Raw genomic sequence first — 24,791 nt, forward strand, 5'->3', positions numbered from 1 at the left:
TCACGACTCAGGCCCAAACTCTCACCCTCGACGGCCTTTGAGCAACAAGATCACGCCGATCAGCACCACGCCGGCGGCGGCCCACTCGAAGGAACTGATGTGTTCGCCGGCAATCGCCACACCAAGCAACATCGCGATGACAGGGTTGACGAAGGAGTAGCTGGTCGCCAAGCCCGACGGCGCCTCGGCCAGCAAGACCATATAGGCGTTGAATCCGATCAAGGAACCAAAGATCACCAGATAGACCCAAGCGCCTATCGCTTGCGGCTGCGGCGGCCACTGCATGGCTTCGCCGCGCAGCAGGCTGATCATGATCAGCACCACGCCGCCGGCCAGCATCTCACTGGCAAAACCCATTGCGCCCGGCGCCAAGGGAAACACCCGCTGCGACAACACACTGCCCAAGGACCAAGTCACACAAGCAATGCTGATCGACAACAAGCCGATGGGCGAAGCACTGAAACCTTGGCCCTGCATCAGCATCAAGACGCCGGCCAAACCCACCGACATGCCCACCAACTCCAGACGTGTCGGCATCACCTTCCAGAACAAATTCAGCGCCGCCGTCATCAAGGGAATCACCGCGATGAAGGCCACCACCAGTCCCGAACCCACTGTTTGTTCGGCCGTGGCCGTAAAACCCATGCCGCCGCCCAACATCAAAGCGCCGATCACCAGCGCATTCAGCCATTGGCGCGGGGCCGGCCACACTGCGCCGCGCCAACGCATCCATGCCGCCAATACAAGGCCGGCCGCCAAGAAGCGAGTCCCCATTTGGAAAAATGGCGGAAAGCTGATCAGCGCATATTTGATGGCCAGATAGGTCGAACCCCAGACCAGCCAAGTGGCGGCCAAACAGGCCAGAACACGCGGGCTTAGGCCCGTTTGCGGAGAAGAGATGGTGACGGTATTCATAGCCGTTATCGTAGTTAAAACAGCTGCGTTCTTGAATACAAGTTAAAAGGCAAAAAACGGAAAATCAACTAACATTAAAGGAACACCAGCACCATTACCTTCAAAATCATGGATAACGACTTTGACAGCCACGATCACCGCATTTTGGCCGAACTCCAAGCCGACGCCCGCCTGACCATGGCCGAGTTGGGCCGCCGGGTTCATCTGAGTCAACCGGCCGTCACCGAGCGGGTGCGCAAGCTGGAGGACCTGGGCGTCATCAGCGGCTACCAGGCGATCGTCAACAGCGCCAAGCTGGGCTATGCGATACGCGCCGTGATCCGCGTCGGGCGTTGCGATGAGGCGCGTGTGCTGCGGGCCCTGGAGGCCAGCCCCGAGGTATTGACCGCCTTCAACGTGACCGGCGAAGACAGCTGGATTTTGGAGATCGCCGTGCGCGATGTGGCGCATCTGGAGCAGGTGCTGCAGCGTTATTGCAGCTTGGCAGAAACCTCGACTGCAATCATCCTCAGATGTTTGCGCGAGCATGCGCCGTTGCGCCCGGTGCCCCCGCTTGTCGAGGCAGCAAGCGGCGACCCGGAAGCCGCGCCCAAACAAAAAAAGACCCGCCGTAGCGGGTCATCGGGGTCACTTTAGAAGCGAAGCCTATTTCACCAGCAACTGATTGGTTGCGGCGACGTCTTCGGGCTTCAAGACGCCGGCCGCCTGACGCAGTTTCAGGTTCAAGAGCACCGCGTCATAGCGCGCCTTGGCCAAATCGCGCTGAGTCGTGAAGAGCTGGGTCTGCGCATTCAAGACATCAAGATTGACCCGCACGCCGACCTTGAAGCCCAGTTGAGTCGCATCCAACGCCAACTTGGTAGATGACTCGGCCGCTTCCAGCGCCTTGACTTGGGCTGCCTGCGACAAAGCGCCATAGAAGTTGCTTCGCGTCCCTTCCGACACCCCGCGGCGGGCATTGGCCAAATCTTGCCTGGCCTTCTCTTCGAGCGCCAAGGCTTCCTTGATCCGGTTCTGCGTGGCACCGCCGGTATAGAGCGGCAGGTTCACCGACAAGGCGACATTACCGCTGCCGGTTGTGCCGAGAATTTGCGCGCCGTTACCGCGCGCATTGACGGCGCCTACGGTGGCGCTCAAATCAACCGTCAGGCCATCCGAGGCGCGAGCCTTGCCGGTCTCCAGCACCGAGGAGTCAACGCCGATGCGGGCCTTGCGAATCTGCGGATGCTGCTCTTCGGCCCGTTCAACCCAGGGCTCCACGGCCGCAGGCATGATGGCCGGCAAAGCCACCGGCAATGCCAGCCGCTTGGGCGTGACCGGCTTGCCGACCACATGATTCAGCTTCAACTGCCGGACTCGCAAATCATTGTCGGCAGCGATCTCGGCTGCGGTGGCCAGGTCGAACTTGGCTTGCGCTTCACGCGTGTCGGTGATGGTGGTGGTGCCAACCTCGAAATTGCGTTTGGCCGACGCCAATTGCTCCGAAAACGCCGTTCTGGCCGCTTGCGTCGTGGTCAAGGTGTCCTGGGCGCCCAGCACATCAAAATAGGCTTGCGCCAGCCGCACGATCAGGTCTTGCTCGGCGGCCTCAAGATCGGCGGCAGCAATATCCAGACCCAAACGCGCCTGTTCCACGGTCAAACGATTGCCCTTGTTGTAGAGCGAATACTTGCCATTCAGCCCGGCTTGAACGGTGCTGGCTCCGAGCCAATCACGCTTGGGCATATTGATCTCTTCGTGCTTGGCCGTGCCGCCCACGCCCAGACTCGGTTTCTCCAGAGCCTCAACTTGACCCACCTTGTACTGGGCCGAATCGGCCTGCGCGCGGGCCGACAAATAGGTCGGATCAAAGGCGCGGGTTGCGTCGTACAGCTCGAGCAGGCTCTGCGCCCTGGCCACACCGGCAGCACCGAAGGAAGCGAAGGCGACCACCAAGGCAAAGCCAAGGCGACTCAAAGGGCGGTGCGAATGGGATGCGCGATGGTCTGACATGAACTTCCTCGTGATTAGCATTTACTTATTACAGAATTCAAGCGTCATAGCCTAGGCCATAGACTCAATATCTCGGCACCGCCACATCGACCCCTAAGGACCATGCATCGATACCACCGGCAAGGTTATAAACGGAAGTGAAGCCCGCGCGCAGCAAAAATGCGACGACTTGCAGACTTCTGACCCCGTGATGGCAATAACAGACGATGGGCTGCGTCGAATCAAGCTCGGCCAAGCGCGCCGAAATCTGCCCCATCGGTATCAATTGGCTGCCCGCGCCGTCGATGGCAATGCTGGCCAACTGCGCCTCCCAAGGCTCGCGTACATCCAGCAGCAAGGGCGGTGAGCTGCCGGCGCACATCGCCAGGAGCTCATCGGCAGCGATTTGAATCATTGGATTCAGAAACTGAACGCGCTGACCGGCGCGAAGCCTTGCAAGCGCGGCGCCACGGTGTCGAATAGATTGGTGGTGCGGAAATCCTGCTCGCCAACTCGTTGAATCAGCTGAGCCTGCATCACCGGCTCATCCCCAACGATGGCCGCCAAACGACCGCCCAGCTTGAGCTGATTCAAAAGCTCGGCCGGCACCTCGGCCACCGAACCGGACAGCAAGATCACATCGAACGGCCCTTCGGCAGCAAAGCCCTTGGCGCCATCTTGCTCGCGCACGGTCACATTCGACAGGCCGGCACGCTTCAGGTTCGCGGTCGCCAGCGCCGCCAACTCGGGATTAATCTCGAGCGAAATGACGCGCTGCGCCCGGTGGCCCAATAAGGCGGCCATAAAGCCACTGCCGGCACCGACCTCCAGCACTTTTTCATGCCTGGCCACCTTCAGCTCCTGCAGCAAGCGCGCTTCGACACGCGGCACCAACATGCACTGCCCGCCGGGCAAGGGAATCTCGACGTCCATAAAGGCCAAGGCCTTGCAGGACGGCGGCACAAAATCCTCACGTTTGACCACCGCCAGCAGTTGCAGCACGCTGCTATCCAGCACATCCCAGGGCCGGATCTGCTGCTCGATCATATTGAAGCGGGCTTGTTCGATATTCATGTCTATTCCTCAGGGAATTGTTACTCCATCAGCCGGGGATTCTAGGGCCTGCCAGCTGCCATAAATCTGCGTTTGGCCCAGGCACCAAGGTCGTCCAGATAGCAATAGATCACCGGCACCACCACCAGCGTCAGCAGCGACGAGGTGATCACGCCGCCGATAACGGCCTGCCCCATCGGTGCGCGTTGCTCCGAGCCTTCGCTGAGCGCAAAGGCCAAGGGCAGCATGCCGAAAATCATCGCCATCGTGGTCATCAAAATCGGCCGCAAGCGGACCTGGGCCGCATGCAGCAAGGCCTGCTCACGGCCCATCGGTTCGGCATCAACACCGTGACCATGCTCACCCTCGCGCGCCCGGATCGCAAAGTCGATCAGCAAGATCGCATTCTTGGTCACCAGCCCCATCAGCATCACGATGCCGATGATGCTGAACATATTCAGCGTCGAGCGGAACATCAGCAGCGCCAACACCACACCGAGCAAGGTCAGGGGTAGCGAGCTCATCAGGGCCAAGGGCTGCAAGAAGCTCTTGAACTGGCTGGCCAGAATCATGTAGATGAACACGATCGCCAGCGCTAGCGCGCCAACCGCGTATTGGAACGACTCGTTCATATTCTTGGTCGAGCCGCCGAAGGTGTAGCGGTAGCCGGGCGGGAAAGCGGTGCGTTCGAGCACCGCCTTGATATCGGCCGAGACCTCGCCCGAGCTGCGACCCAAGGCATTGGCATCGATGGTGATCTCGCGGCTCATATCGCGCCGATTGATCTGACTCGGTCCACTCGACTCGCGGATCTCGGCCACTTGAGACAAGCGCACGACGCGCGCCGAGCCATCGGCCGCCGCGCTCACATTGATGGGCAGCTGCTGAAGATCGGCCAAGGCCTTGCGGCCAGCCGGCCCCAGCCGCACGATCACGTCATAGTTCTCGCCGTCAAGCGCACGCCAGTTGCCCACCGTGGTGCCGGCCAGCAAGGTGCGCAGCGAGCCGGCCAGGGCATTCACGTTCAAGCCCGCGTCGGCAGCGGCGTCGCGCTTGACCTCGATCGCGATCAATGGCCGATTTGCCTTCAGCGAGCTGTCCAGATCCACCAGACCGGGAATCTTGCTTATCTCGGCCTGAATCTGCCGAGAGAGCCGCTCCAACTCGCCCAGATCTGCTCCCTGAATCGAAAACTGCAGGCTTTTGCCGCCGCCCAAATCGGTCGGGCCAATATTGGTGATGGTGATGGCCGGCACGGCGGCAAGCTTGTCGCGCATCGGTTGAGCCAGATCGGCCACGCTGCGGCTGCGCTCGGCCCGGCTGGCCAGCCGCACATAAATCGCACCGTAAATCTTGCCGGCCGCGAAGCCGCTATTGATCGTCGTCACGGTGTAGCGCACCTCGGGCAACTCGCGCAGCAGCGCATCGATTTGGCGCGCCCGTGCCTCGGTGACCTCCAGCGCGGAGCCCACCGGCGTGTAGAAATTGATCTGCGTTTCGGACAGATCGGCCTTGGGCACGAACTCCTTGCCGACCCCGCCGAGCAGTACAAAGCTGAACAGAAAGCTTGCAAAAGCGAGCCACAAGGTGGCGCCCTTGTGGCGCAGCGACCAGCTCAAAATACGCTGATAGGCGCCCGACAACCATTCGGTGAAACGGTCCACCTGCTGGGTCACGCGGCCCAGCGTCTTGTCATACCAGCCCGAGCGGCCGGCAGGCTCATGCCAAATGCTCGACAGCATCGGGTCCAGCGTGAAGCTGACGAACATCGAGATCAGTACCGCCGCGACGATGGTGATGCCGAACTCATGGAAAAACTTGCCGACGATGCCGCCCATAAAGCCGATCGGCAGGAACACCGCCACGATGGACAAGGTGGTGGCCAGCACCGCCAGGCCGATCTCTTGGGTACCGTCGAGGGCGGCTTGCCTAGGGCTGGCGCCCATCTGCACATGACGCACGATGTTCTCACGCACGACGATGGCGTCATCGATCAAGAGCCCCACGCACAGGCTCAGCGCCATCATCGTGATGTTGTTGATCGTGAAGCCGAAGGCATACATGAACAAAAATGTACCGATCAAGGCAATCGGCAGCGTGAGGCCGGTAATGACGGTGGAGCGCCAGGAATTGAGGAACAAGAAAACGATCAGAATCGTCAACGCCGCACCCTCGAACAAGGTGCGCTGCACATTGGCAACCGAGACGCGGATGGCACGCGAGTTGTCGCGGTTGATCTCGGTGCGAATGCCCGGCGGCGTCACATTGGCCGAGTCTTTCAGCGCGCTCATCAAACCGTCGACCACCGCGATGGTGTTCTCGCCCTGGCTCTTTTGCACACTCAGCAGCACCGTGCGTTGGCCGTTATAGAGTGCCAGGCTCTCGACTTCCTGCGGCCCGTCGATCACATCGGCGAGCTGCCAGAGCTTGATGGCCACGCCGCCCTTGCGCGCCACCACGATATCGCGGAAATCAGCCGGCACCTTCAGCCGCGCATTGATCTGCACTACCCGTTCCTGCTCATTCGAGCGGATAGCGCCGAGCGGCAATTCCTGGTTCTCGCTTTTGACGGCGGCCAGCACCTGATCAACACCGACCCCAAGCGACTCCATGTCTCGCGGGCGCAATTGCAACTGAATCTGGCGCTGCAGGCCACCCACCACGCTGACCGAACCGACTCCGCGCACGTTCTCCAAGCGCTTTTGCAAGACCTGGGTGGCCCAGGTGGTCAGCTCTTGAGTGCTACGACTCTTATCGTCAGCCAAGACCGCCACGCTGAAGATCGGCGCGCTTTGGGGATCAAAGCGCGAGATCCGCGGCTCCTTCACTTCCTCACGCAAAAGCGGGCGTATCAGCGCGACCTTCTCGCGCACATCTTCGGCCGCCTTGCGGCCATCGACATCGAGATTGAACTCGATGATGACGACCGAAGTGCCCTCGTAGGAGCGCGAGGTCAAGCTGCTGATACCGGCCACCGTGTTGACCGCCGATTCGATCTTCTTGCTGACCTCGCTCTCGACGATCTCGGGTGAGGCGCCGGGGTAGTCCATCTGCACCACGATGGTGGGGAAATCAACGTTAGGGAATTGATCGACCGACAAACGCTGATAGCTGAACAGCCCCAGCACCACCAGCGCCAGCATGAGCATCACCGCCATGACCGGGTTTTGGATCGAAATGCGTGTGAACCACATTGTTGCGACTCCGGCTCAGCGCGCTGCGGCCGAAGCGCGCTGAGCCGGCAAGGTCAGCAAGGTGCCGTCCGCCACCTGCCCCGCCGTGCCGGTCAGCAGCAGCGCGCCCTCGGGCACACCGCCGCGCAACTCCAGCACGGCCTGGCCGCGCAGCTCGCCGCTGCGGCCAAGCTCAACATCGTGGGCGCGCGCCTTGCCGTCCACGACCTGCAACACATAGGGTCGCGCCTTGTCGAAACGCACCGCGGACAGGGGCGCCACCAAACCCTCGAATTCATCCAGCAGCAGTCGCCCACGCGCAAACATGCCGTGGCGCAGGCCGGCCTGACCGGCCACCTTCAGGTACACCAGCACCGCACGCGAGCCCGCTTGTGCGGCCGGGTTGATGCGCGCCACGGTGGCAGGCAACTCCGCTGCCATGCCATCGACCTGCAGCAGCGCCTTGGCACCGATCTTCAGACCTGCGGCCTGCTCTGGCGCAATCGCGGCCTCCAGCTCCAGCTGACTCAGATTGACGATTTCAAGTACCCGGCCATCGATGGCCACGCGCTCACCCGGCTGGGCCAGGCGCTGCGAGACCTGGCCATTGATGGGGGAAACAAGTGTCGCGTCGGCACGCGCCTTGCGCGCCAAATCGACGGCAGATTGGGCGGCCAAAAAGCTCGCCTCGCTGCCCGCCATCGTGGCCACGGCATTGTCCAGCGCGGTGCTCGAAATAAAACCCTGGCCGACCAGCGCCTGGTTGTTTGCCAAGCTGCGCCGCGCAATATCGAGCTGTGACTTGGCGGCCTTGGCGTTTTGCTCGGCCTGGCGCATACGCAAGTCCAGCTCGACCGCATCGAGTTGCCCCACGGGCTGACCGGCGCGCACGCTGTCGCCCTCACGCACCGTCAAGTTGGCCAGTTCGGCCGCGACCTTGGCCTTGATCACCGCGCTCTCCACCGCTCTCAAGCTGCCGGAGATTTCAAGCTTGGCCGAAAAGCGCTCGCGCCTGACTTGGGCCACATCAATGTCCGCCAACGCCAAGCCGGCCCGCGGCTTGGTCTCAACTTGCATCGCCTGCTTGGCCTTCGACAGCTTCATCTGCCGCAGGCCGACTGCGCCCAAGGCGGCCACGGCGATCACCGCAAGTGAAACCTTCAACCATGTCTTCATTGATCGGATGCTTTCGGAGGGGTACTCAAGAGGCCGCGCAGAATCAAATCCATTTGCACCGCCAAGACCGCGGGAGGGTCGATCGTGGGGCCGTGCAGCTTGCAGGCGCCAAAGGAATGTTGGTAAAGAATCATGTGCAACATCGGCCCGACCAACACATGCACGGTGTCGGCCACCGGCACCGGGCGGAACTCGCCGCTCTGGATGCCGCGCTCGATCAAGCTGCCGAGCAGGCGGTGCGTTGGCTGGACCACTTCATCGACGTAAAAGCGCGCCAGTTCGGGGAAGTTGCGCGCCTCGGCCATCATGATCTTGCTGATGCCGCCGGCCGTACCAAGGCCCACCTGGCGCCACCACTCGCCCATCACATGGCAGAGCAGATCGGCCACCGTTCCCTGGTGCTGCGCGGCCAGCACCGCGGCCTCGGCAATACGGGAAGACAGGTTCTCGCGCACCACCGCCTTGAACAAATCGTCCTTGCTCGGGTAATAGAGGTAAAGCGTGCCCTTGGAGACGCCGGCCAGTGCCGCCACCTCCTCGGCGCGGGTCGCCGCAAAACCTTTTTCAACGAACAGGCTCAAGGCAGCCGCCAGTAGCTCCTGCGGGCGGGCTTCCTTGCGGCGTTGGCGGGGGGCTGTACTCAAGTGGCGCACTGACTAATGACCGATTGGTCAGTAATGTAAGCGAGTGCGGGGCGTGGGTCAACGTTGGAGTTGCGAGGCCGGGCCGCGCGAGCCGCCTTTGGAGCTGCGGCCCGCGCGGCCTCGATCCGCTTTGCGCTCGGTCAATGCTGCCGTCGATGCTGCTTGTTACGGTCAATGCAAGTTGCAGAGTTGCTGACCCGTTGTGGCTGCATTCGGTCCCGATGCAGGCGCGGGCAAAGGGGTATCCATATGTTGAAAAACCTGACCGCAGCGGCGGCCGGCGCAGCCAACACCCGCGGGCGTGATGCGGGTTTGGGTGTTCACACGATGAGCGCGGTTGACGCCGCTTGGCTGCATATGGATGGTCCGGCCAATCCGGCCATCGTGGTCGGCATCTCGCTGACCCGCGTGCCGCTGGACTTCAAGCGGGTGCGGGCCGTGTTCAAGCGCTGCGCCGATGAATTCGACCGCTTCCGCCAGCGGGTGGTAGAGAGCGGCCTATTGTTTCCTGCCCTGACGTGGGCCGACATGGCTGACTTCGAAATCGAGCGGCATGTGCACCGCGCCGCCCTGCCGCAACCCGGCGACGAGGCAGCGCTGCGGGCGCTGATCGGCGAGCTGGCCGCGCTGCCGCTTGATCGCGCCCTGCCGCTCTGGCAGGTGCATGTTGTCGACGGTTGCGAGCCCCGCGGCCAGGGCGGCGCGCTGATCATGCGCTACCACCATTGCATCGGCGACGGCACCGCGATGATGGCCTTGGCCACCCGTCTATTCGAGTCTGCGGCCGGCCGCCGGCACAAGCTGGCCCTGCCCGCCAGCCATCTGCCAGCGCATGACCGGCCGGTCGCCGATCTGCTCGACAAGGCCGGATTGGTGCTCGCGGGGGCCGGCACCTTATTGGCCGATCTGCTGATCGCGCCCGATCCACCATCACCGTTCAAGGGCAAGTTCGGCCTCGGCAAGCGCGTGGCTTGGTCGGCGCCGGTGCCGATCGCGCGGGTCAAGGAAATCGGCGCTCCGACGGGCGCCAAGGTCAACGATGTGATGGTCGCCATTGCGTCTGGCGCCCTGCGCGGCTACCTGCGCCGACGCGGTGTCGACGTGCAGCACACACATTTGCGGGCGATGGTGCCGATTGATCTGCGGCCGCCCGAACACATCGGTCAGCTCGGCAATGAGTTCGGTCTAGCCATCCTCGAATTGCCGGTTTCCAACTCGAGTGCGCGGCAGTGCCTAGCGCTGAGCAAGGCCCGCATGGACCAGGTCAAACGTTCGCCCGAAGCAATCGCGATGCACCTGCTGTTCGATGTCTTCGGCCGCGGCCCGAAGCTGGTCGAGGATCTGGCAAGCCACATCTTCGGCAGCAAGGCCAGCGTGACCTTGACCAACGTGGTCGGCCCGCTCGAGCAGGTCAAGCTGGCCGGCTCGCCGGTGGAGCGGATGCTGTTCTGCGTGCCTCATCCCGGTGAAGAGTTGGGCATGGGCATCAGCATCATGATCTACCAAGGCATGGCCACCTTGACCGTGATCGCCGACGCGCATCTGGTGCCTGATCCCGAAGCGATCACGCGAGGCTTCAATCGCGAGTTTGACCGGCTGTGCCGCTTGCTGCCCGGTCTGAGCTGACTAAGATTCCCAGTTGGATTGCTCGGTACACACAAGGGGTCAAATTGACAAGCAAGAGCGACATCACCGCCTGGGGCCGGCGCTGCTCCTTCAATGTTCAACCTAGATTCGGCAGTTGGCCGCTCACTTTTGCCTAGGAAGGCCGATGAATGCTTGCGAAGGTCGCTTCGACTTGATTCACCTTTTTGGTGAGATCGCTACGCACCCGATTGCGCCGCGCTACGGCACGCTGGCCGACATTGCCGTCGGCAGCGGCGCGAGGCGTTCAGAAAAAACGTCGCCCAGCCTTTTGACGCACTGTTCGGCCGCCTCGCCTATTGATGAAGTCAGGGCGGCTATTTCTCAAGGCTTGCCGGCCGCCCTCAACCACTCCACCGTCAAGCGGCCCAGCTCCGGGTTGTAGCGTTCCTGCAGCGCCGGCAGCATCCTGCCCGGCTCGGTCAAGGCCGCCGCCTCTTGATAAGAGCCGACCTTCATGAACGCATGCTCGGTACCCGGAACCAGCAGATAACTGCCCTGCCCCGGATGACTCTCATTGACCACGGCGGCGATGCTTCTCGCGTCGCGGTCATGAAGGGCTTGCAGATCGAACTCGCCATACATGGCCAAGACCTTGCCGCTGACCTGGCTCCAGGCCGCCGCCATAGACCGCTGATTCATCTGCTGCCAGAACTTGTAGTGGCGGCCATACATATAGTCGCCATCGCTGATGTCGCTGCTACCTGATTCAAGCAGCTGTCGCCAGCCCGGGTGCTGCGCCTTCAACTGCTGCGGGCTCAGGCCCTGTTCCAGCCAGCCGTAATAGACAGGCAGCATTGCCCGCAGCTTGGCCTCGGCTTCGACATGGCTGCTGCCCGTGTAAGTCGACTGAATGCGGGCATGGTCGATGAAGTACTCCAGCCAGGAGCGCATCACCACGCCATAGACCATGATGCCCTTGGGCTGATGCAGCTGAGCCAATAGCGGCGCCGTCACGCTGCCCATCGAATGGCCGAAGAGAAAGACCTGCGCAGGGTCAACAAAATCTTCTTTCAGCAGTTGGCGATAGACCTGCTGATGCAGCGCCAACTCCTCCTCGTAGTCGAGATCGCGGCAGTCCTTGCTGGCGCGGCTGTCACCGATATTCGGCCGCTCGACGCGAAACACCGCATAGCCGGCCCGCGTCCAGTCGTCGATCAAACGCTTGCCGGCTTGCGTCGAGTTGGGCGGGTACTCCTGCGAGTCGCAGCTATAGCCCTGCAGCCAAAAGATGGTCGGCAGCTTGCCCGACTTGTTGGCGCCGGACTTGGGGATATGGCTGATGGTGCGCAACTTGCCGAGCGACACCGGCGCCGCGCCGTAGCGGACCTGCGCGAACGCGGAAGTTTCCAGCGGCCGGCCCTGGGCCTGACCCTGCCGCGTCGAACGTTCGCCACCCACCGACAGCGTTAGCGCCTCCAGCGGCATGCCTTCTCGCAAGCTGCGGGTGAAGGCGGCCAGGTCCTCGAAGCGAGCAAACTTGTGCCCGTTCAGCGACAGCAACAAGTCCCCCGCCTTGAGCCCCATTTGATCGGCGCTGGAGCCGGCCACCACCAAGGTGATCAGCAGGCCATCACCAACGCTTACGCCAAGTGTCTTGGCCGTTAGGGCGTCCAGGGCCTTGGCGCCGACGCCCAGCACGCCCTTGCGGGACAGCTCGCCGGCCGCGCCGGTCTGCTCAAGGTCGGCGCTGCGCGCCGGTATGGCCGTGGCCAAGCAGGTCGCCACCAACACGGCGGCCAAACTCCCGAATGCGCTTCTTGTTTTCATCATCGCTCGCAAAAAAACTTCTACCAAATCCGGATTCGCTCGGCCTCGGGCTTGAACATCTTGTCGCCCGCTTTGGTCCCGAAGGCTTCATGAAAACCGTCGTGATTGATCGGCGTGCCGTTGGCGCGGAACTCGGCCGGCGAATGCGGGTCCGACAGCAGTTGCTGCAAGGTCTGCTCGTCCCGCGTCTTGCCGCGCCAGACCTGGGCAAAGCCGTAGAAGAAACGCTGCTCGCCGCTTTGGCCGCCGATCACCGGCGCCGGCTTGCCTTGCAGCGAATGCCGATAGGCCTTGTAGGCAATTTGCAGGCCGGACAGGTCGGCAATGTTCTCGCCCAGCGTCAGCTTGCCGTTGATTTGCTGGCCGGCAATCGGCGAATAGCCATCGAACTGCGCCGCCAGCTTGGCCGCAATCGCCTCGAAGGCCTTGCGGTCGGCCTCGCCCCACCAGTTGCGCAGCGCGCCGTCGCCGTCGAACTGGCTACCGCTGTCATCAAAACCATGGCTGATTTCATGCCCGATCACCGCGCCGATGCCGCCGTAATTGACCGCATCATCGGCATTGATATCGAAGAACGGCGGCTGCAGAATCGCCGCCGGAAAAGTGATCGCATTGAAGCTCGGGCTATAGGACGCATTGACCGTCTGCGGTGTCATGCCCCATTCGCTGCGGTCAACCGGCTTGCCGGCCTTGGCCACTTGGCGCTGCCAACGCCAAGCCGCCGCGCGCTCGGCATTGCCTAAAGCGTCGCCGGCAATCACCTTCAAGGCGCTGTAGTCACGCCACTGCTCGGGGTAGCCGATCTTGGGTGTGAACTTGGCCAACTTTTCCTGGGCGCTGGCCTTGGTGGCCGGGCTCATCCAGCTCAAGCCGTCGATTGACTCGCGGTAGGCCAAGAGCAGGTTGGCGACCAGGGCCTGCATACCCGCCTTGTGCTCGGGCGAGAAATGCCGCGCCACATAAAGCTGACCCACACCCTCGCCGAGCGCGCCATTCAACTCGGCAATGCTGCGCTGCCAGCGCGGCATCTCGGCCGGCGTGCCGCTCAAGGCCAGGTCCCTGAAGGCGAAGCGGGCCTCGCGGAATTCCTTGGGCAATAAGACCGCCGCCGCGTCCAGGCTGCGCAGCTTGAAGTAGAGCTTCCAATCGGCCAGCGGCAACTCGGATAGAAGCTTGGCGGTGGCCGTGGCCGTGCTGGGTTGGCTAACAGACAAACTGGTCTGAGCCTCCAGACCAGCCGCCTGCATGAAAGCGGCCCAATCAAAACCGGCGGCCTGGGCCTGCAACTCGGCCACGCTCATGGGGTTGTAACGCTTAGCCGGATCGCGGTTTTGCACCCGGCTCCACTGCGCTTGCGCCAGCGCCTGCTCGATGGCCAGCACGCGCTGCGCCGCCGCCAAGGGTTCGGCTTCGCCGCTCAGCCGAGCCAGCGTGCTCAGGTATTGCTCATAGGCCGCGAAGGCCTTGGCCAGCCGGGGCTCTTGCTTGTTCAGGTAATAGTCACGGTCGGGCAGGCCCAAGCCGCCTTGGGACGCGCTAACCCTGTTGATGCTCGGTTCCTTATAGTCGGCCGACACGTTCAGATTGAAGGGCAAGGAGAGTTGCCCCTGCATGCTCCCTTGCCACTGCGCCAGCTGTTTGAGGTCTTTGACCGCATCCAGGCGGGTCAGCAAGGGCTGAATCGGCTTGAGGCCGGCGCGGTCAAGCGCGGCCGTATCCAGATGGCTGGCGTAGGTGTCGGCGATTTTTTGCTCCAGGCTGCCGATCACCGGCTTTCTCGCCAAGGGCTTACTCACCAATTCCTCGACGATGGCGCGCACGCGCTCGTCCGACAGATCACGTAACTGGTTAAAGCTGCCGTAGCGCGCCTTGTCGGCCGGCAGCTCATAGGTCGCCAGCCAATGACCATTGACCGCCCGGAACAAATCATCCTGCGGGCGCACGCCGGTGTCGAAGGCGCTGGCATCGAGGCCCGAGGTCAAGGGCACTGAGGTCGCCGCATGGGCCATCGAACTCAACAAGGCGGCTTGCAACAACAAGCGCGGCAAGAGTCGAAGTTTTGGAAATAGTTTCATCAGAGCAAGGCACGCATGGATTTGGATCACGCAAGGCTAGCGGCTGGAAGCCCTCGCGCCAAAAGTTTGTGAACGGGGTTTTCCCTGAGCGATAGCGCCAACTTCGAGCCGCTATGCTGCGACTCACTTTTACTCAAGCCGCCTCGCCTTGAATCACGCTGCCCGTCTTGAACGCTTCGCCAGCATCTCGGCCACACTCGCTTTGCTGAGCAATCAAGAGCTGACCCGCATGGCCGACGCGGCCGAGCCGCTGGGCTCGGGCATTGGCGGCAGCACGCTGACGCTGACCATTGACGGCCAAGAATTGTTCGCCAAACGCGTGCGGCTGACCGACCTGGAGCGGCGCCCCGAGCATCTGCTATCGACGGCCAACCTGTTCGGCTTGCCGCCCCATTACCAACGCAATGTTGGCTCGGCCGGCTTCGGCGTCTGGCGAGAACTGGCCGCCCACGCGCTGGCCAATAGCTGGGTGCTGTCGCAGCAAGTCGACTGTTTTCCGCTGATGTTGCACTGGCGGGTGCTGGACGGGGCGGCCTCCCCCCACGCCAAGCCGCCGCCGCCCGAATGGACCGATGTCAAACGCATGAGCGCCTACTGGGGCAACTCGGCGGCCGTCGAGCAGCGCCTGACGGCGCTGGCAGGCGCCTCGGCCAGCGTGCTGATCGTGATGGAGCGGCTGCCCTGGACGCTTTCGGTCTGGCTGAACGAGCAGTTAGACGCCGGGCCCGAGGCCTTGGCTGCGGCCTGCAAAATGGTCGAAGACTGTTTGAACACAGACATTCCCAAGATCAATGCTTTGGGTCTGCTGCATGGCGACGCCCATCACGGCAATATGCTGACCGATGGACAGCGGCTCTATTACGCCGACCTCGGCCTGGCCAGCTCGACGCGCTTCGCGCTCGGCGCGGACGAGCGCCAATACCTCCATGACAACGCCAGCCTGGACCTCGCCTATGTGCGCGGCAAATGGGTGAACTGGCTGCTCAAGGCCTGGCTCCCCGGGCTCGCCGAAGCGCCGGCCCGGATGGCGCTGGTCAAGCGCATTGCGCGAGGCGAGGCCGCGCTGCAACTGCTGCCCGGGCTGCCGCCCAGCTTGGCCCTGTCGATGGAACGCTATGCCCCGATTGCCGCCCTCATCAATGACTTCTATATCGGCTTGCACGAGCACAGCCGAAGCAGCCCCTACCCGCGTGCGGCGGTCGAAGCGCTGCTGGCCACTCCAGGGAATTAGGCCGCCAGCGATTTTGCGTAATCGGATTCGGCCGCAAACACCGCCACGCCAAGTTGGCGCAGGCGCTCACGCAGCGCGGGCATCTGTTTCGGATGCAGTTCCACGCCAATCGAGAACTCCAATTGCCGGCAGTCCCCCCGCACATGGACCGTGCCGTCCTGCTCGGCCACGACCACGGCTCGCTCCAGTTTGGGCGCAAAGAAAAGCGTGCGCAAGGCCGCGCGCGAAACCGCAGCGCGGCTTCGCTCTTCATGCTGTTCTAGCAATTGAATGTCTCCTCGATTTTCTTCTTCGGGCCTCGACGCCCAATTTTTTGCTTGATTCCCTGCGGATTTAATTCTTCTTCGAAAGCACTGCTTGGGCTTGTAATTGCGACATCGACCGGCAGCGCACAGGATCAACCCTCGCTCGCAGCAAATACTCGGCCAATTCGTGAACTTTGCATGAACGACTGCGCCCCCGCTGTGGCTTGCTGCTGCTGACGCGGCATCTACACTCACCACAGAGACAAGCACAAATCCGTTTTACTGAATCAGGGAACAAACCCATGCAACGCGAAAAAATTGCCAGCTTCCAGGTCCAAGGCCCAACATGCCGCACCACCAACGCCGCTGAATTCAACCCGCTGAGCGGCCGCATAGCACCGCTCTGGCAGGGTTTTGCGGCCAGCGGTCTGCTGACCGAAATGAGCCAGGTCTTCGGCGTCTACTTCGACTATGCCGACCGCCATTTGGCCGAGTATTCGGTGATGGCGGGCGTCAAGCTGAACGATGGCGCGCCGGCCACCCAGCCAAGCGTCACCGTTCCTGCCGGCGAATACCTGGTGTTTGATTGCCAAGGCCCGATGCCGGCGGCCTTGATCGCGGGCTGGGGCCAGGTCTGGGCCTACTTTGCACAGGCCGACGCGCCGGTCCGCGCTTATGACCATGACTTTGAGCGTTACCTCGGCCTCGACCACGCGCAAATCTGCATTGGCTTGAAGGCCTGAAAGCCTAAGCCGGCTGGTGGCAGCAGATGCAAATCTTGTTGCCGTCCAGGTCACGAAAATAGGCGCCGTAATAGTCGGGGTGGTATTGCGGGCGCAAGCCGGGAGCGCCGTCGCAGCGACCGCCCAGGCCCAAGGCCAGCGCGTGTACGCGGTCAACGGCGGCTCGCGAGGCTGCCAGCAACGCCACCATTTGCCCGTTGCCCGGCCCGGCCGGCGCACCGTCAAAAGGCTTGCCGATCAGAAACAGCGGGCGCGGTGCATCGTCTGCGACCCAGCCGGCCCAAGCCTTGTTGGCATCACTGAACTTCAGTTGATGGCCCAGTTCTTGCATCAACACCGAATAAAAACCCAGGCTGCGATCAAAGTCGGCAACACCCAAATGAATATGTGAAATCAATTTCCGTCCTTGATTGAGGCGCTAGGAGGCAGCCAATAACTGCACCAAGCGTTGCCGCGCTCGCCCAGCCGGTCGATCCAAGCTTTGCACCAGCCAGGGCGTGAAGCGAAAACGTGAGCCGCCAGCATAGGGCAGCTCCAACAATTGCCCGGCCACGAGCGCTTCGTCGACCAAGTAGCGCGGCATCCAGCCGTAGCCCATGCCCATTAACAAGGCCTGGCGCTTGGCGACAAAGCCGGACAAATAAAACACCCGCTCGCCGCCAAAGCGATGGCTGTCGCCCGCCCCGGCGGCATCCCCGCGCTCGCTGCTGTCTTGCACGCTCAACTCCACATGGGCTTGCAAATCGTCCAGGCTGAGCGGGCCGGATTGATGGGCCAACTGATGGTCGGGCGCCACACACAACACGCATTCGATCTCGTCCAGAGCTTGGGCCTGCATTTGGTTTGAAGGCCGATATTCCTTCACCAACATCAGATCGGCCTGCTCTTTCTCGAAACGGTATTGCACGCCTTGCAGGAACTCGATCTTGAGTTGCACCCGCGTCGGCACGCCCTCGTCGGCCAGGGCTTTGAGCGCCCTCAAGGTATCGGCCAGCGGCAGGATGCCGTCCACCACCACCAGCAGCCTGGCCTCCCAGCCACTCGCCAACTGCTGCGCCAAGGCTTCCAGCTGATAGGCCTGGCGCAAAAGCCGCCGCCCCTCGGCCAGCACCGCCTCGCCGGCCGGCGTCAGCTTGACCCGGTAGGCGCTGCGGTCCAGCAGGGTCAGATTCAGCTGCTCCTCGAGCTTTTTGACCTGATAGCTGACGGCCGAGGTGACCTTGTGCAGGGCCTCGGCGGCACGCGCAAAGCTGCCATGGCTAACGACAGCGTCGAGTGCGGCAAGGGCTTCCAGATCCAATTTCATGTTCGAAATTATTGATCAAGTTTCACAACGAATTTCGCTTTTCTTGGTGACTAAACCCCATAAAAATTGCGCTCATTCCTTCTTACAACGATCAACCCTGACGGAGACAGCATGACTTATGTGAGCAATTCGGCAAGCAATTCGGCCAGCAACCCGGTCGGCCTGACCGGCATCGAATTCACCGAATTTTGTGGCCCGTCGCTGGAACATTTGGACAGCTTGTTCTGGTCCTTCGGCTTCTCCAAGCTGCGCCGCCACCCCAGCAAGGACATCAGCTACTTCCGCCAGAACGACATTCACTTCTTGCTCAATGGCGAGCGCGATGGCCATTCGGCCCAGTTCGCCCGCAAGCATGGGCCGGCGATCAGCGCGATGGGTTGGCGGGTCGAGAACGCGCAAGCCGCCTTGACTGCCGCGGTGGCACGCGGCGCCGTTGCCGTGGCAGACGCGATGAAAGATCACGCCTTTCCGGCGGTCTGGGGCATTGGCGAAAGCATCATCTATTTCATCGAGCCGGCCGCGAACGGACAGACGATCTATGAGCGCGACTTCGTGGCGCTGGACAGCCCGCTGATCCAAGCAGACAAGGGCTTTTTGGCCGTCGATCACCTGACCAATAACGTGCCGCCCGGTGAGCAGGACAAATGGGCCAATTTCTACAAGAACATCTTTGGCTTTACAGAGGTGCGCTACTTCGACATCCAGGGCGCCAAGACCGGCCTGACCAGCTTCGCGCTGCGCTCACCCGATGGCTCCTTCTGCATCCCGATCAATCAGCCCAAGGATGACAAGGACCAGATCGCCGAGTACCTGCGCGAGTACAAGGGCCCGGGCGTGCAGCATCTGGCCTTCAGCACCGATGACATCCTGAGCTCGCTGGACCAATTGGAAGGCAGCGGCATCGAGACGCTGGAGATCGACGACGACTATTACGCCGAGGTCTTCGAGCGGGTTCAAGGCGTGCGCGAGGATCATGCCCGGCTGCAACAGCATCAGGTGCTGATCGACGGGGACGAGGCGGGCTATCTTCTGCAGATCTTCACCAAGAACATCATCGGCCCGATCTTCATCGAGATCATTCAACGCGCCAACAACCTAGGCTTCGGCGAAGGCAATTTCGGCGCGCTGTTCCGCTCACTTGAAAAAGACCAGGAACGCCGCGGCGTGATCTAAGCCTAAGCGCAATCTTTGCCCATTCAGCTAAACATCTACCTAGCAGGAGAAGAAGACATGTTGGTTCAAGGCATACACCACGTCGCCTACCGCTGCCGCGACGTGCAGGAAACTATTCGGTTCTACAAAGACGCGCTCGATATGGACCTGATTCTGGCCATCTCCGAGGATCATGTGCCCTCGACCAAGGAGCCGAATCCCTATATGCACATTTTCCTCGACGCCGGGCGGGGCAATGTGCTGGCCTTCTTCGAGCTGCCCGACTCAGCCCCTCAGGGCCGCGACGAGAACACGCCCGCCTGGGTGCAACATCTGGCCTTCCAGGTCGAAGATGTGGCAACGCTGGAACGCAGCAAGGCCAAGCTGCAGGCGATGGGCATCGAGGTGCTGGGCCCGACCAATCACGAAATTTTCCAGTCGATCTACTTGCATGACCCGAACGGCCACCGCATCGAGTTGGCGGCCAACACCGTCAAACCCGGTCAGCTGGAGCGCCTGCGGGAGCTGGCCCCTTTGATGATCGAAGAATGGGGCCGCACCCACCGCGCGGTCAAACACGCGGCCTGGTTGCATGAGAAAGAGTTCGCGCAAGCGACCGAGTGAAAGTGGCCGAATAGCAGAAAGAAGGTCGGTCGGGTGTTCTGTGAAGCGAGGTCAAGGAGGAGGCCCAGGCCTCAGGCCGGGGCCGGGGGACAGGAGCGGAACAGAGCGCCCGGCCGGCCTGATCTCAAACAGTCAAATCCTCAACGCAAACCCGCGTTGACCTTCTCCAGCGCCGCCGAGCCCGGGCACAACTGCGCCTCGCCAAGCCGGTTCAAGGCCTGCAGCGGCGTGCGCAGCGCGGCATGCATGTCCAAGGCCTCGGGCTCGATATAGAGCAGGCCGGTGACCACCTCGCCCTCGGCCTGCAGGGCCTGGACATGCGCCATAGCCGCCACCCGGTTGCCGGGGTCATAGTCGGCATGCAGCTTGCGCAGGCGCAAGACCGTGCCGTCATGCTGCTCGACGTCCACACAGTCGCCCGGCGCCACGCTCGCGGTGATTTCATCCCTTGGGCTGATGAAGTCGATCCGACTGACTGCCTCGTTATGCTCACGCACATAGTCATAGCTGCGCGTGCTGCCGGCATGGTTGTTGAACGCGACGCAGGGACTGATCACGTCGATGAAGGCGGCGCCCTGATGCGCGATCGCGCCCTTGATCAAGGGCACCAGCTGCTCCTTGTCGCCGGAGAAGCCGCGCGCCACATAGGTGGCGCCGAGCTGCAAGGCCAGGCCGATCAGGTCGACCGGAGAGTCCGCATTGATCGCCCCCTTCTTGGACTTGGAACCTCGGTCGGCGGTGGCCGAAAACTGCCCCTTGGTCAGGCCGTAAACACCGTTGTTCTCGACGATGTAGACCATATTGACGCCGCGCCGCATCACATGGGCGAACTGCCCCAGGCCGATCGAAGCCGAGTCGCCGTCACCGGAGACGCCCAGGTAGAGCAGCTCGCGGTTGGCGAGGTTGGCGCCGGTCAGCACCGAGGGCATGCGGCCATGCACGGTGTTGAAGCCATGCGAGGCACCTAAAAAATAGTCCGGCGTCTTGCTGCTGCAACCAATGCCGGAGAGCTTGGCGACACGGTGAGGCTCGATGTCTAACTCCCAGCATGCCTGGATGATGGCGGCCGAAATCGAGTCGTGGCCGCAGCCGGCGCACAGCGTCGAGACCCGGCCCTCGTAGTCGCGCCTTGTGTAGCCGACCTTGTTGCGGGCCAGCGAGGGGTGGTGTAGCTTGGGTTTGGCGATGTAAGTCATGTCTCAGTCATCCTGTCCGATGTTCCCCATAGCGCCCACTTGGCGCAGCGGCTTGACCGCCATCGCATGCACGGCGCGGGTGATGGCGGCGGTGATGAAACGCGCGGTGATCGGCGTGCCGTCGAAATGCAGCACCGGCAGCAGCCGCGCGGGGTCGATCTCCAGCTCGTTGACCAGCATCGAGCGCAGCTGCGCGTCGCGGTTTTGCTCGACCACAAAGACGGCGTCATGCGCCTTGATGAAGGCGTCCACCGAGTCTGGGAAGGGGAAGGCACGCAAGCGCATTGCGTCGAGATCGATATCGTCGGCGGCCAGCAAATCAAGCGCCTCGCTCATCGCCGGGCTGCTGGAGCCGAAATACAGCACGCCCAGCCGAGTCGGCTTGGAAGCCGCACGCTGAACAGGCTGCGGCACCAGCTTGGCGGCCGTCGCGAATTTATCCAGCAGCCGGCGCACGTTGTAGAGATAGTCGGCGCCGGCCTCCGAGTAGCGTGCGTAGGCATCGCGGGTGGTGCCGCGCGTGAAGTAGGCGCCCTTGCTCGCGTGCGTGCCCGGCAGCGTGCGCCAAGGGATGCCGTCGCCGTCCACATCCTTGTAGCGGCCAAAGTCGCGCCCGGCCTCCAACTCGGCCGCCGTCATCACCTTGCCGCGGTCCATCTGCTTGCTGTCATCCCAGGCAAAGGGCGCGCACAGGCGCTGGTTCATGCCGATGTCCAGATCGGTCATCACGAAGATCGGCGTCTGCAGACGGTCGGCCAGGTCGAGCGCGGCGGCCGCGTGCTCAAAGCATTCGCTCGGATCCTCGGGGAACAAGAGCACATGCTTGGTGTCGCCATGCGAGGCATAGGCGCAAGACAGCAGGTCGGCCTGTTGCGTGCGGGTCGGCATGCCGGTGGACGGCCCGCCGCGCTGCACATTGATGATGGTGACCGGGATCTCGGCAAAGTAGGCCAGGCCGATGAATTCGGTCATCAGCGAGACGCCCGGCCCCGAGGTGGCGGTAAAGGCCCGCGCGCCATTCCAGCCCGCGCCCAAGACCATGCCGATCGAGGCGATCTCGTCCTCGGCCTGCACGATTGCATAACGCTGCTCGCCGGTGGCTTTGTCAACCCGGAACTTGGCGCAGTATTTCTGGAATGCCTCGGCCACCGAGCTGCTTGGGGTGATCGGGTACCAGGCCGCCACGGTCGCGCCGCCGTAAACGCATCCCAAAGCCACCGCGCTATTGCCGTCGACAAAAATCTTGTCGCCGACGGCGTCGCGCGTCTCGACCCGCAGGCCGACGCTGCCACTCAGGTGCTGGTCCGCATAGTCGCGCCCCAGCTGCAGCGCGCGCAGATTGGACGTCAGCAACTTCTCCTTGCCCGCATATTGCTCGCCGAACAAACGCTCGATCTGCGCGGCCTCGATGCCCAGCAGCACCGACAGCGCGCCGACGTAGACGATGTTCTTGAACAACTGGCGCTGCCGTGGATCGCTGTAGTTCTCGTTGCAGATCGTCGTCAAAGGCATGCCGATGACGTGCACATCGGGTCGAAAAGCGCTGGCCGGCAGCGGCTTGCTGCTGTCGTAAAAGAGATAGCCGCCCGGCTCGATCTCGGCCACATCCTGCGCCCAAGTTTGCGGGTTCATCGCCACCATCATGTCGATACCGCCACGCCGCCCCTGGTGGCCGGCCTCGCTGACGCGAACCTCGTACCAGGTCGGCAGACCCTGGATATTGCTGGGGAAAATATTGCGCGGGCTGACCGGCACGCCCATGCGCAGGATCGCTTTCGCAAACAACTCGTTGGCCGAGGCCGAGCCGGAGCCATTCACATTGGCGAACTTGATGACAAAGTCGTTCAGGGCTTCGAGGCGCTTCATGCTGAGACTCCTTTACTCACAGCGTCACGGCAGGCCGGGCCGGCCTGCGTGGTGTTGAGCAAGAACTTCTGCATATCCCAGGCGCCGGTCGGGCAGCGCTCGGCGCAGAGGCCGCAATGCAAGCAGACGTCTTCGTCCTTGACCATCACCCTGCCCGTCTTCAGCTCGATCGAGACATAGAGCGCTTGGGTCTCGTTGAGCGCCGGGGCCTTGAGCTTGTGCCGCAGCTCGGCCTCCTCATCATTGCCGGTAAAGGTGATGCAATCGGTCGGGCAGATGTCCACACAGGCATCGCATTCGATGCAGGCCGGGGGGCTGAACACCGTCTGCACATCGCAGTTCAAGCAGCGCTGCGCCTCCTTGAAAGCGGTCGCGGCGTCAAAACCCAGTTCCACCTCGACCTTGATACTGGCCAGCGCTTTTTCGGCCGCCGCCCAGGGCACCTTGAACCTGTCGTCATTGGAAACGCCGTTGTCGTAGCTCCACTCATGGATACCCATCTTCTGAGAGATCAGATTGTGTTGCGGCGGCGGGCGCTGGCTCAAGTCCTCGCCGTGCAGGTAACGGTCCATGGAGACGGCAGCCTCATGGCCATGCGCGACCGCCGTGATGATGTTCTTGGGACCAAAGGCCGCATCGCCGCCGAAAAATACCTCGGGTCGGCTGGACTGAAAGGTCTTTTCATCCAGCACCGGCAGGCCCCAGCGATTGAAGTCGATGCCGCTATCGGCCTCGATCCAGGGGAAGGCGTTCTCCTGGCCGACCGCCAGCAAGACCAAGTCGCAATCGATGAAGACATCGGGTACGCCGGTCGGCAGCAACTGCCGCCTCCCCTGCTCGTCCAGCCGCGCCTCGACAATTTCGAAACTCATGCCGACCAGGCGCCCCTCGACATGCACAAAAGCCTTGGGCACATGGAAGTTCAGGATCGGAATGCCTTCATGTTGCGCATCTTCTTTCTCCCAGGGCGAGGCCTTCATTTCATCAAAGCCGCTGCGCACCACCACCTTGACCTCTTTGGCCCCTAATCGCCGGGCCGAGCGGCAGCAATCCATCGCGGTATTGCCGCCGCCCAACACGATCACACGCGGCGCGACTTGGGTGACATGACCGAAGGACACCGAGGCCAGCCAGTCAATGCCGATGTGGATTTGCGCGGCCGCCTCAGCCCGACCCGGAATCTGCAGGTCGCGGCCACGCGGCGCACCGCAGCCGACAAAGACGGCATCGAAACCCTCGGCCAACAGAGTCGCCATCGATCCGACCCGCTCGCCGGCGCGGAACTTGACGCCCAAGTCGAGGATGTAGCCGGTCTCCTCATCGATCACGCTTTCGGGCAGGCGAAAACGCGGAATCTGCGAGCGGATAAAGCCGCCCGCCTTGGCCTCGGCGTCAAACACCGTGACCTCGTAACCGAGCGGTGCCAGATCGCGCGCCACCGTCAGCGAGGACGGCCCGGCGCCGATGCAGGCAATGCGTTTGCCATTGCGCGGCTGCAGCGCCGGCATCCTCGCCTTCACATCACCCTTGAGATCGGCGGCAACGCGCTTGAGCCGGCAGATCGCCACCGGTTCGGGCTTGTCACCATTGTTTTCCTCGACCCGGCCGCGTCGGCAGGCCGGCTCGCAAGGCCGGTCACAGGTGCGCCCGAGCACACCGGGGAAGACGTTAGAGGTCCAATTGACCATATAGGCATCGGCGTAGCGACCGGCCGCAATCATGCGTATGTATTCGGGCACGGGGGTGTGGGCGGGGCATGCCCATTGGCAGTCCACTACCTTGTGGAAATAGCTCGGGTCGGCATCGGTTGCGCGCAAGGCAGTCTCCTTTGTGGGACCTTCGGCTCCGGTCAGTTGGTAGACGCCGGCCTAGGCCCTAGATTTGTATCGCCAACAAAATCCTACGCTCAGCCGCAGCCCGCCGGTATAGGCGCTGACCCTTGGAAAAACGCTTGAATGCTTGGTCAAGCCGCGCATGGCGATTAAGATGTAAATTGTTTATACGATT

At 62.4% G+C, this 24,791-nt stretch carries 21 protein-coding genes; 6 read left to right on the plus strand and 15 right to left on the minus strand.

The features are described 5' to 3' along the window. Positions 1 to 21: 21 nt before the first annotated feature. Positions 22 to 915, minus strand: coding sequence for an EamA family transporter (locus LNV07_RS03550; RefSeq protein ID WP_263569806.1), 894 nt, complete (start codon positions 913 to 915; stop codon positions 22 to 24). A 108-nt stretch (positions 916 to 1,023) separates the two neighbouring features. Here LNV07_RS03550 and LNV07_RS03555 point away from each other — a divergent pair, with 108 nt between their 5' ends. Beyond that, positions 1,024 to 1,551: an Lrp/AsnC family transcriptional regulator gene (locus LNV07_RS03555; protein ID WP_263569807.1), complete on the plus strand. Its 528-nt coding sequence runs from the start codon at positions 1,024 to 1,026 to the stop codon at positions 1,549 to 1,551. A gap of 9 nt (positions 1,552 to 1,560) precedes the next feature. On the opposite strand, the gene LNV07_RS03560 is transcribed toward LNV07_RS03555, so the two are convergent. From LNV07_RS03560 to LNV07_RS03585, 6 genes are all read right to left on the minus strand, one after another. Then, positions 1,561 to 2,907, minus strand: coding sequence for a TolC family outer membrane protein (locus LNV07_RS03560; protein WP_263569808.1), 1,347 nt, complete (start codon positions 2,905 to 2,907; stop codon positions 1,561 to 1,563). A 64-nt stretch (positions 2,908 to 2,971) separates the two neighbouring features. Continuing rightward, positions 2,972 to 3,301: a rhodanese-like domain-containing protein gene (locus tag LNV07_RS03565; protein ID WP_263569809.1), complete on the minus strand. Its 330-nt coding sequence runs from the start codon at positions 3,299 to 3,301 to the stop codon at positions 2,972 to 2,974. Between the two features lie 5 nt (positions 3,302 to 3,306). Beyond that, positions 3,307 to 3,960 (minus strand): protein-L-isoaspartate O-methyltransferase family protein, encoded by a 654-nt coding sequence (locus tag LNV07_RS03570; RefSeq protein WP_263569810.1) that lies wholly within the window; start codon positions 3,958 to 3,960, stop codon positions 3,307 to 3,309. 41 nt (positions 3,961 to 4,001) lie between these two features. Next, positions 4,002 to 7,133, minus strand: a complete 3,132-nt coding sequence (locus tag LNV07_RS03575; RefSeq protein ID WP_263569811.1) for an efflux RND transporter permease subunit — start codon at positions 7,131 to 7,133, stop codon at positions 4,002 to 4,004. Positions 7,134 to 7,148: 15 nt separating this feature from the next. Next, complete coding sequence (locus LNV07_RS03580) at positions 7,149 to 8,288, minus strand: efflux RND transporter periplasmic adaptor subunit (RefSeq protein WP_263569812.1); 1,140 nt, start codon at positions 8,286 to 8,288, stop codon at positions 7,149 to 7,151. After that, a complete protein-coding gene (locus tag LNV07_RS03585) occupies positions 8,285 to 8,932 on the minus strand; it encodes a TetR/AcrR family transcriptional regulator (protein ID WP_263569813.1) in 648 nt (215 codons plus the stop codon). The genes LNV07_RS03580 and LNV07_RS03585 overlap by 4 nt, the downstream gene beginning before the upstream one ends. 249 nt (positions 8,933 to 9,181) lie before the next feature. On the opposite strand from LNV07_RS03585, the gene LNV07_RS03590 reads away from it, so the two are divergent. Continuing rightward, on the plus strand, positions 9,182 to 10,558 hold the full coding sequence (locus LNV07_RS03590) for a wax ester/triacylglycerol synthase domain-containing protein (protein WP_263569814.1): 1,377 nt from the start codon (positions 9,182 to 9,184) through the stop codon (positions 10,556 to 10,558). A 342-nt stretch (positions 10,559 to 10,900) separates the two neighbouring features. Here the strand turns inward: LNV07_RS03590 and LNV07_RS03595 are convergent, their stop codons facing one another. Continuing rightward, positions 10,901 to 12,346 carry a PDZ domain-containing protein gene (locus LNV07_RS03595; RefSeq protein ID WP_263569815.1) on the minus strand — a complete coding sequence of 482 codons (1,446 nt, stop codon included), beginning with the start codon at positions 12,344 to 12,346 and terminating at the stop codon, positions 10,901 to 10,903. A 20-nt stretch (positions 12,347 to 12,366) separates the two neighbouring features. Further along, positions 12,367 to 14,421, minus strand: a complete 2,055-nt coding sequence (locus tag LNV07_RS03600) for a M13 family metallopeptidase (protein ID WP_263569816.1) — start codon at positions 14,419 to 14,421, stop codon at positions 12,367 to 12,369. A 148-nt stretch (positions 14,422 to 14,569) separates the two neighbouring features. On the opposite strand from LNV07_RS03600, the gene LNV07_RS03605 reads away from it, so the two are divergent. Continuing rightward, a complete protein-coding gene (locus LNV07_RS03605; protein WP_263569817.1) occupies positions 14,570 to 15,652 on the plus strand; it encodes a protein kinase family protein in 1,083 nt (360 codons plus the stop codon). Here LNV07_RS03605 and LNV07_RS03610 read toward each other — a convergent pair. Then, positions 15,649 to 15,918, minus strand: coding sequence for a hypothetical protein (locus LNV07_RS03610; RefSeq protein WP_263569818.1), 270 nt, complete (start codon positions 15,916 to 15,918; stop codon positions 15,649 to 15,651). The two genes, LNV07_RS03605 and LNV07_RS03610, sit on opposite strands and share 4 nt — an antisense overlap. A 281-nt stretch (positions 15,919 to 16,199) precedes the next feature. Between LNV07_RS03610 and LNV07_RS03615 the strand changes: the two genes are divergently transcribed. Further along, a complete protein-coding gene (locus tag LNV07_RS03615; RefSeq protein ID WP_263569819.1) occupies positions 16,200 to 16,640 on the plus strand; it encodes a GyrI-like domain-containing protein in 441 nt (146 codons plus the stop codon). Between the two features lie 4 nt (positions 16,641 to 16,644). Here the strand turns inward: LNV07_RS03615 and LNV07_RS03620 are convergent, their stop codons facing one another. Further along, positions 16,645 to 17,037 carry a VOC family protein gene (locus tag LNV07_RS03620; RefSeq protein WP_263569820.1) on the minus strand — a complete coding sequence of 131 codons (393 nt, stop codon included), beginning with the start codon at positions 17,035 to 17,037 and terminating at the stop codon, positions 16,645 to 16,647. Between the two features lie 21 nt (positions 17,038 to 17,058). After that, a complete protein-coding gene (locus LNV07_RS03625; protein WP_263569821.1) occupies positions 17,059 to 17,946 on the minus strand; it encodes a LysR family transcriptional regulator in 888 nt (295 codons plus the stop codon). Positions 17,947 to 18,057: 111 nt separating this feature from the next. Between LNV07_RS03625 and hppD the strand changes: the two genes are divergently transcribed. Together hppD and LNV07_RS03635 are read left to right on the plus strand one after the other, a co-directional pair. Beyond that, complete coding sequence (gene hppD / locus LNV07_RS03630) at positions 18,058 to 19,119, plus strand: 4-hydroxyphenylpyruvate dioxygenase (RefSeq protein ID WP_263569822.1); 1,062 nt, start codon at positions 18,058 to 18,060, stop codon at positions 19,117 to 19,119. A 57-nt stretch (positions 19,120 to 19,176) separates the two neighbouring features. Continuing rightward, complete coding sequence (locus LNV07_RS03635) at positions 19,177 to 19,722, plus strand: VOC family protein (protein ID WP_263569823.1); 546 nt, start codon at positions 19,177 to 19,179, stop codon at positions 19,720 to 19,722. A gap of 140 nt (positions 19,723 to 19,862) precedes the next feature. Here the strand turns inward: LNV07_RS03635 and LNV07_RS03640 are convergent, their stop codons facing one another. Genes LNV07_RS03640 through LNV07_RS03650 form a run of 3 tightly spaced genes read right to left on the minus strand, consistent with a single transcriptional unit; the run spans position 19,863 to position 24,601 of the window. Further along, entirely contained in the window at positions 19,863 to 20,918 is a 1,056-nt protein-coding gene (locus tag LNV07_RS03640) for a 2-oxoacid:ferredoxin oxidoreductase subunit beta (protein WP_263569824.1), read from the minus strand. Between the two features lie 3 nt (positions 20,919 to 20,921). After that, complete coding sequence (locus tag LNV07_RS03645) at positions 20,922 to 22,784, minus strand: 2-oxoacid:acceptor oxidoreductase subunit alpha (protein ID WP_263569825.1); 1,863 nt, start codon at positions 22,782 to 22,784, stop codon at positions 20,922 to 20,924. Then, positions 22,781 to 24,601: an FAD-dependent oxidoreductase gene (locus tag LNV07_RS03650; protein ID WP_263569826.1), complete on the minus strand. Its 1,821-nt coding sequence runs from the start codon at positions 24,599 to 24,601 to the stop codon at positions 22,781 to 22,783. The genes LNV07_RS03645 and LNV07_RS03650 overlap by 4 nt, the downstream gene beginning before the upstream one ends. Positions 24,602 to 24,791: the final 190 nt, after the last annotated feature.

Source organism: Roseateles oligotrophus (assembly GCF_025717515.1).
In the GTDB taxonomy this organism is placed as follows: Bacteria; Pseudomonadota; Gammaproteobacteria; order Burkholderiales; family Burkholderiaceae_C; genus Paucibacter_A; species Paucibacter_A oligotrophus.

Coding starts and splice junctions, on each gene's coding strand:
- LNV07_RS03550 (WP_263569806.1), bottom strand. CDS start 915: ATGAATACCGTCACCATCTCTTCTCCGCAAACGGGCCTAAGCCCGCGT.
- LNV07_RS03555 (WP_263569807.1), top strand. CDS start 1,024: ATGGATAACGACTTTGACAGCCACGATCACCGCATTTTGGCCGAACTC.
- LNV07_RS03560 (WP_263569808.1), bottom strand. CDS start 2,907: ATGTCAGACCATCGCGCATCCCATTCGCACCGCCCTTTGAGTCGCCTT.
- LNV07_RS03565 (WP_263569809.1), bottom strand. CDS start 3,301: ATGATTCAAATCGCTGCCGATGAGCTCCTGGCGATGTGCGCCGGCAGC.
- LNV07_RS03570 (WP_263569810.1), bottom strand. CDS start 3,960: ATGAATATCGAACAAGCCCGCTTCAATATGATCGAGCAGCAGATCCGG.
- LNV07_RS03575 (WP_263569811.1), bottom strand. CDS start 7,133: ATGTGGTTCACACGCATTTCGATCCAAAACCCGGTCATGGCGGTGATG.
- LNV07_RS03580 (WP_263569812.1), bottom strand. CDS start 8,288: ATGAAGACATGGTTGAAGGTTTCACTTGCGGTGATCGCCGTGGCCGCC.
- LNV07_RS03590 (WP_263569814.1), top strand. CDS start 9,182: ATGTTGAAAAACCTGACCGCAGCGGCGGCCGGCGCAGCCAACACCCGC.
- LNV07_RS03595 (WP_263569815.1), bottom strand. CDS start 12,346: ATGAAAACAAGAAGCGCATTCGGGAGTTTGGCCGCCGTGTTGGTGGCG.
- LNV07_RS03600 (WP_263569816.1), bottom strand. CDS start 14,421: ATGAAACTATTTCCAAAACTTCGACTCTTGCCGCGCTTGTTGTTGCAA.
- LNV07_RS03615 (WP_263569819.1), top strand. CDS start 16,200: ATGCAACGCGAAAAAATTGCCAGCTTCCAGGTCCAAGGCCCAACATGC.
- LNV07_RS03625 (WP_263569821.1), bottom strand. CDS start 17,946: ATGAAATTGGATCTGGAAGCCCTTGCCGCACTCGACGCTGTCGTTAGC.
- hppD (WP_263569822.1), top strand. CDS start 18,058: ATGACTTATGTGAGCAATTCGGCAAGCAATTCGGCCAGCAACCCGGTC.
- LNV07_RS03635 (WP_263569823.1), top strand. CDS start 19,177: ATGTTGGTTCAAGGCATACACCACGTCGCCTACCGCTGCCGCGACGTG.
- LNV07_RS03640 (WP_263569824.1), bottom strand. CDS start 20,918: ATGACTTACATCGCCAAACCCAAGCTACACCACCCCTCGCTGGCCCGC.
- LNV07_RS03645 (WP_263569825.1), bottom strand. CDS start 22,784: ATGAAGCGCCTCGAAGCCCTGAACGACTTTGTCATCAAGTTCGCCAAT.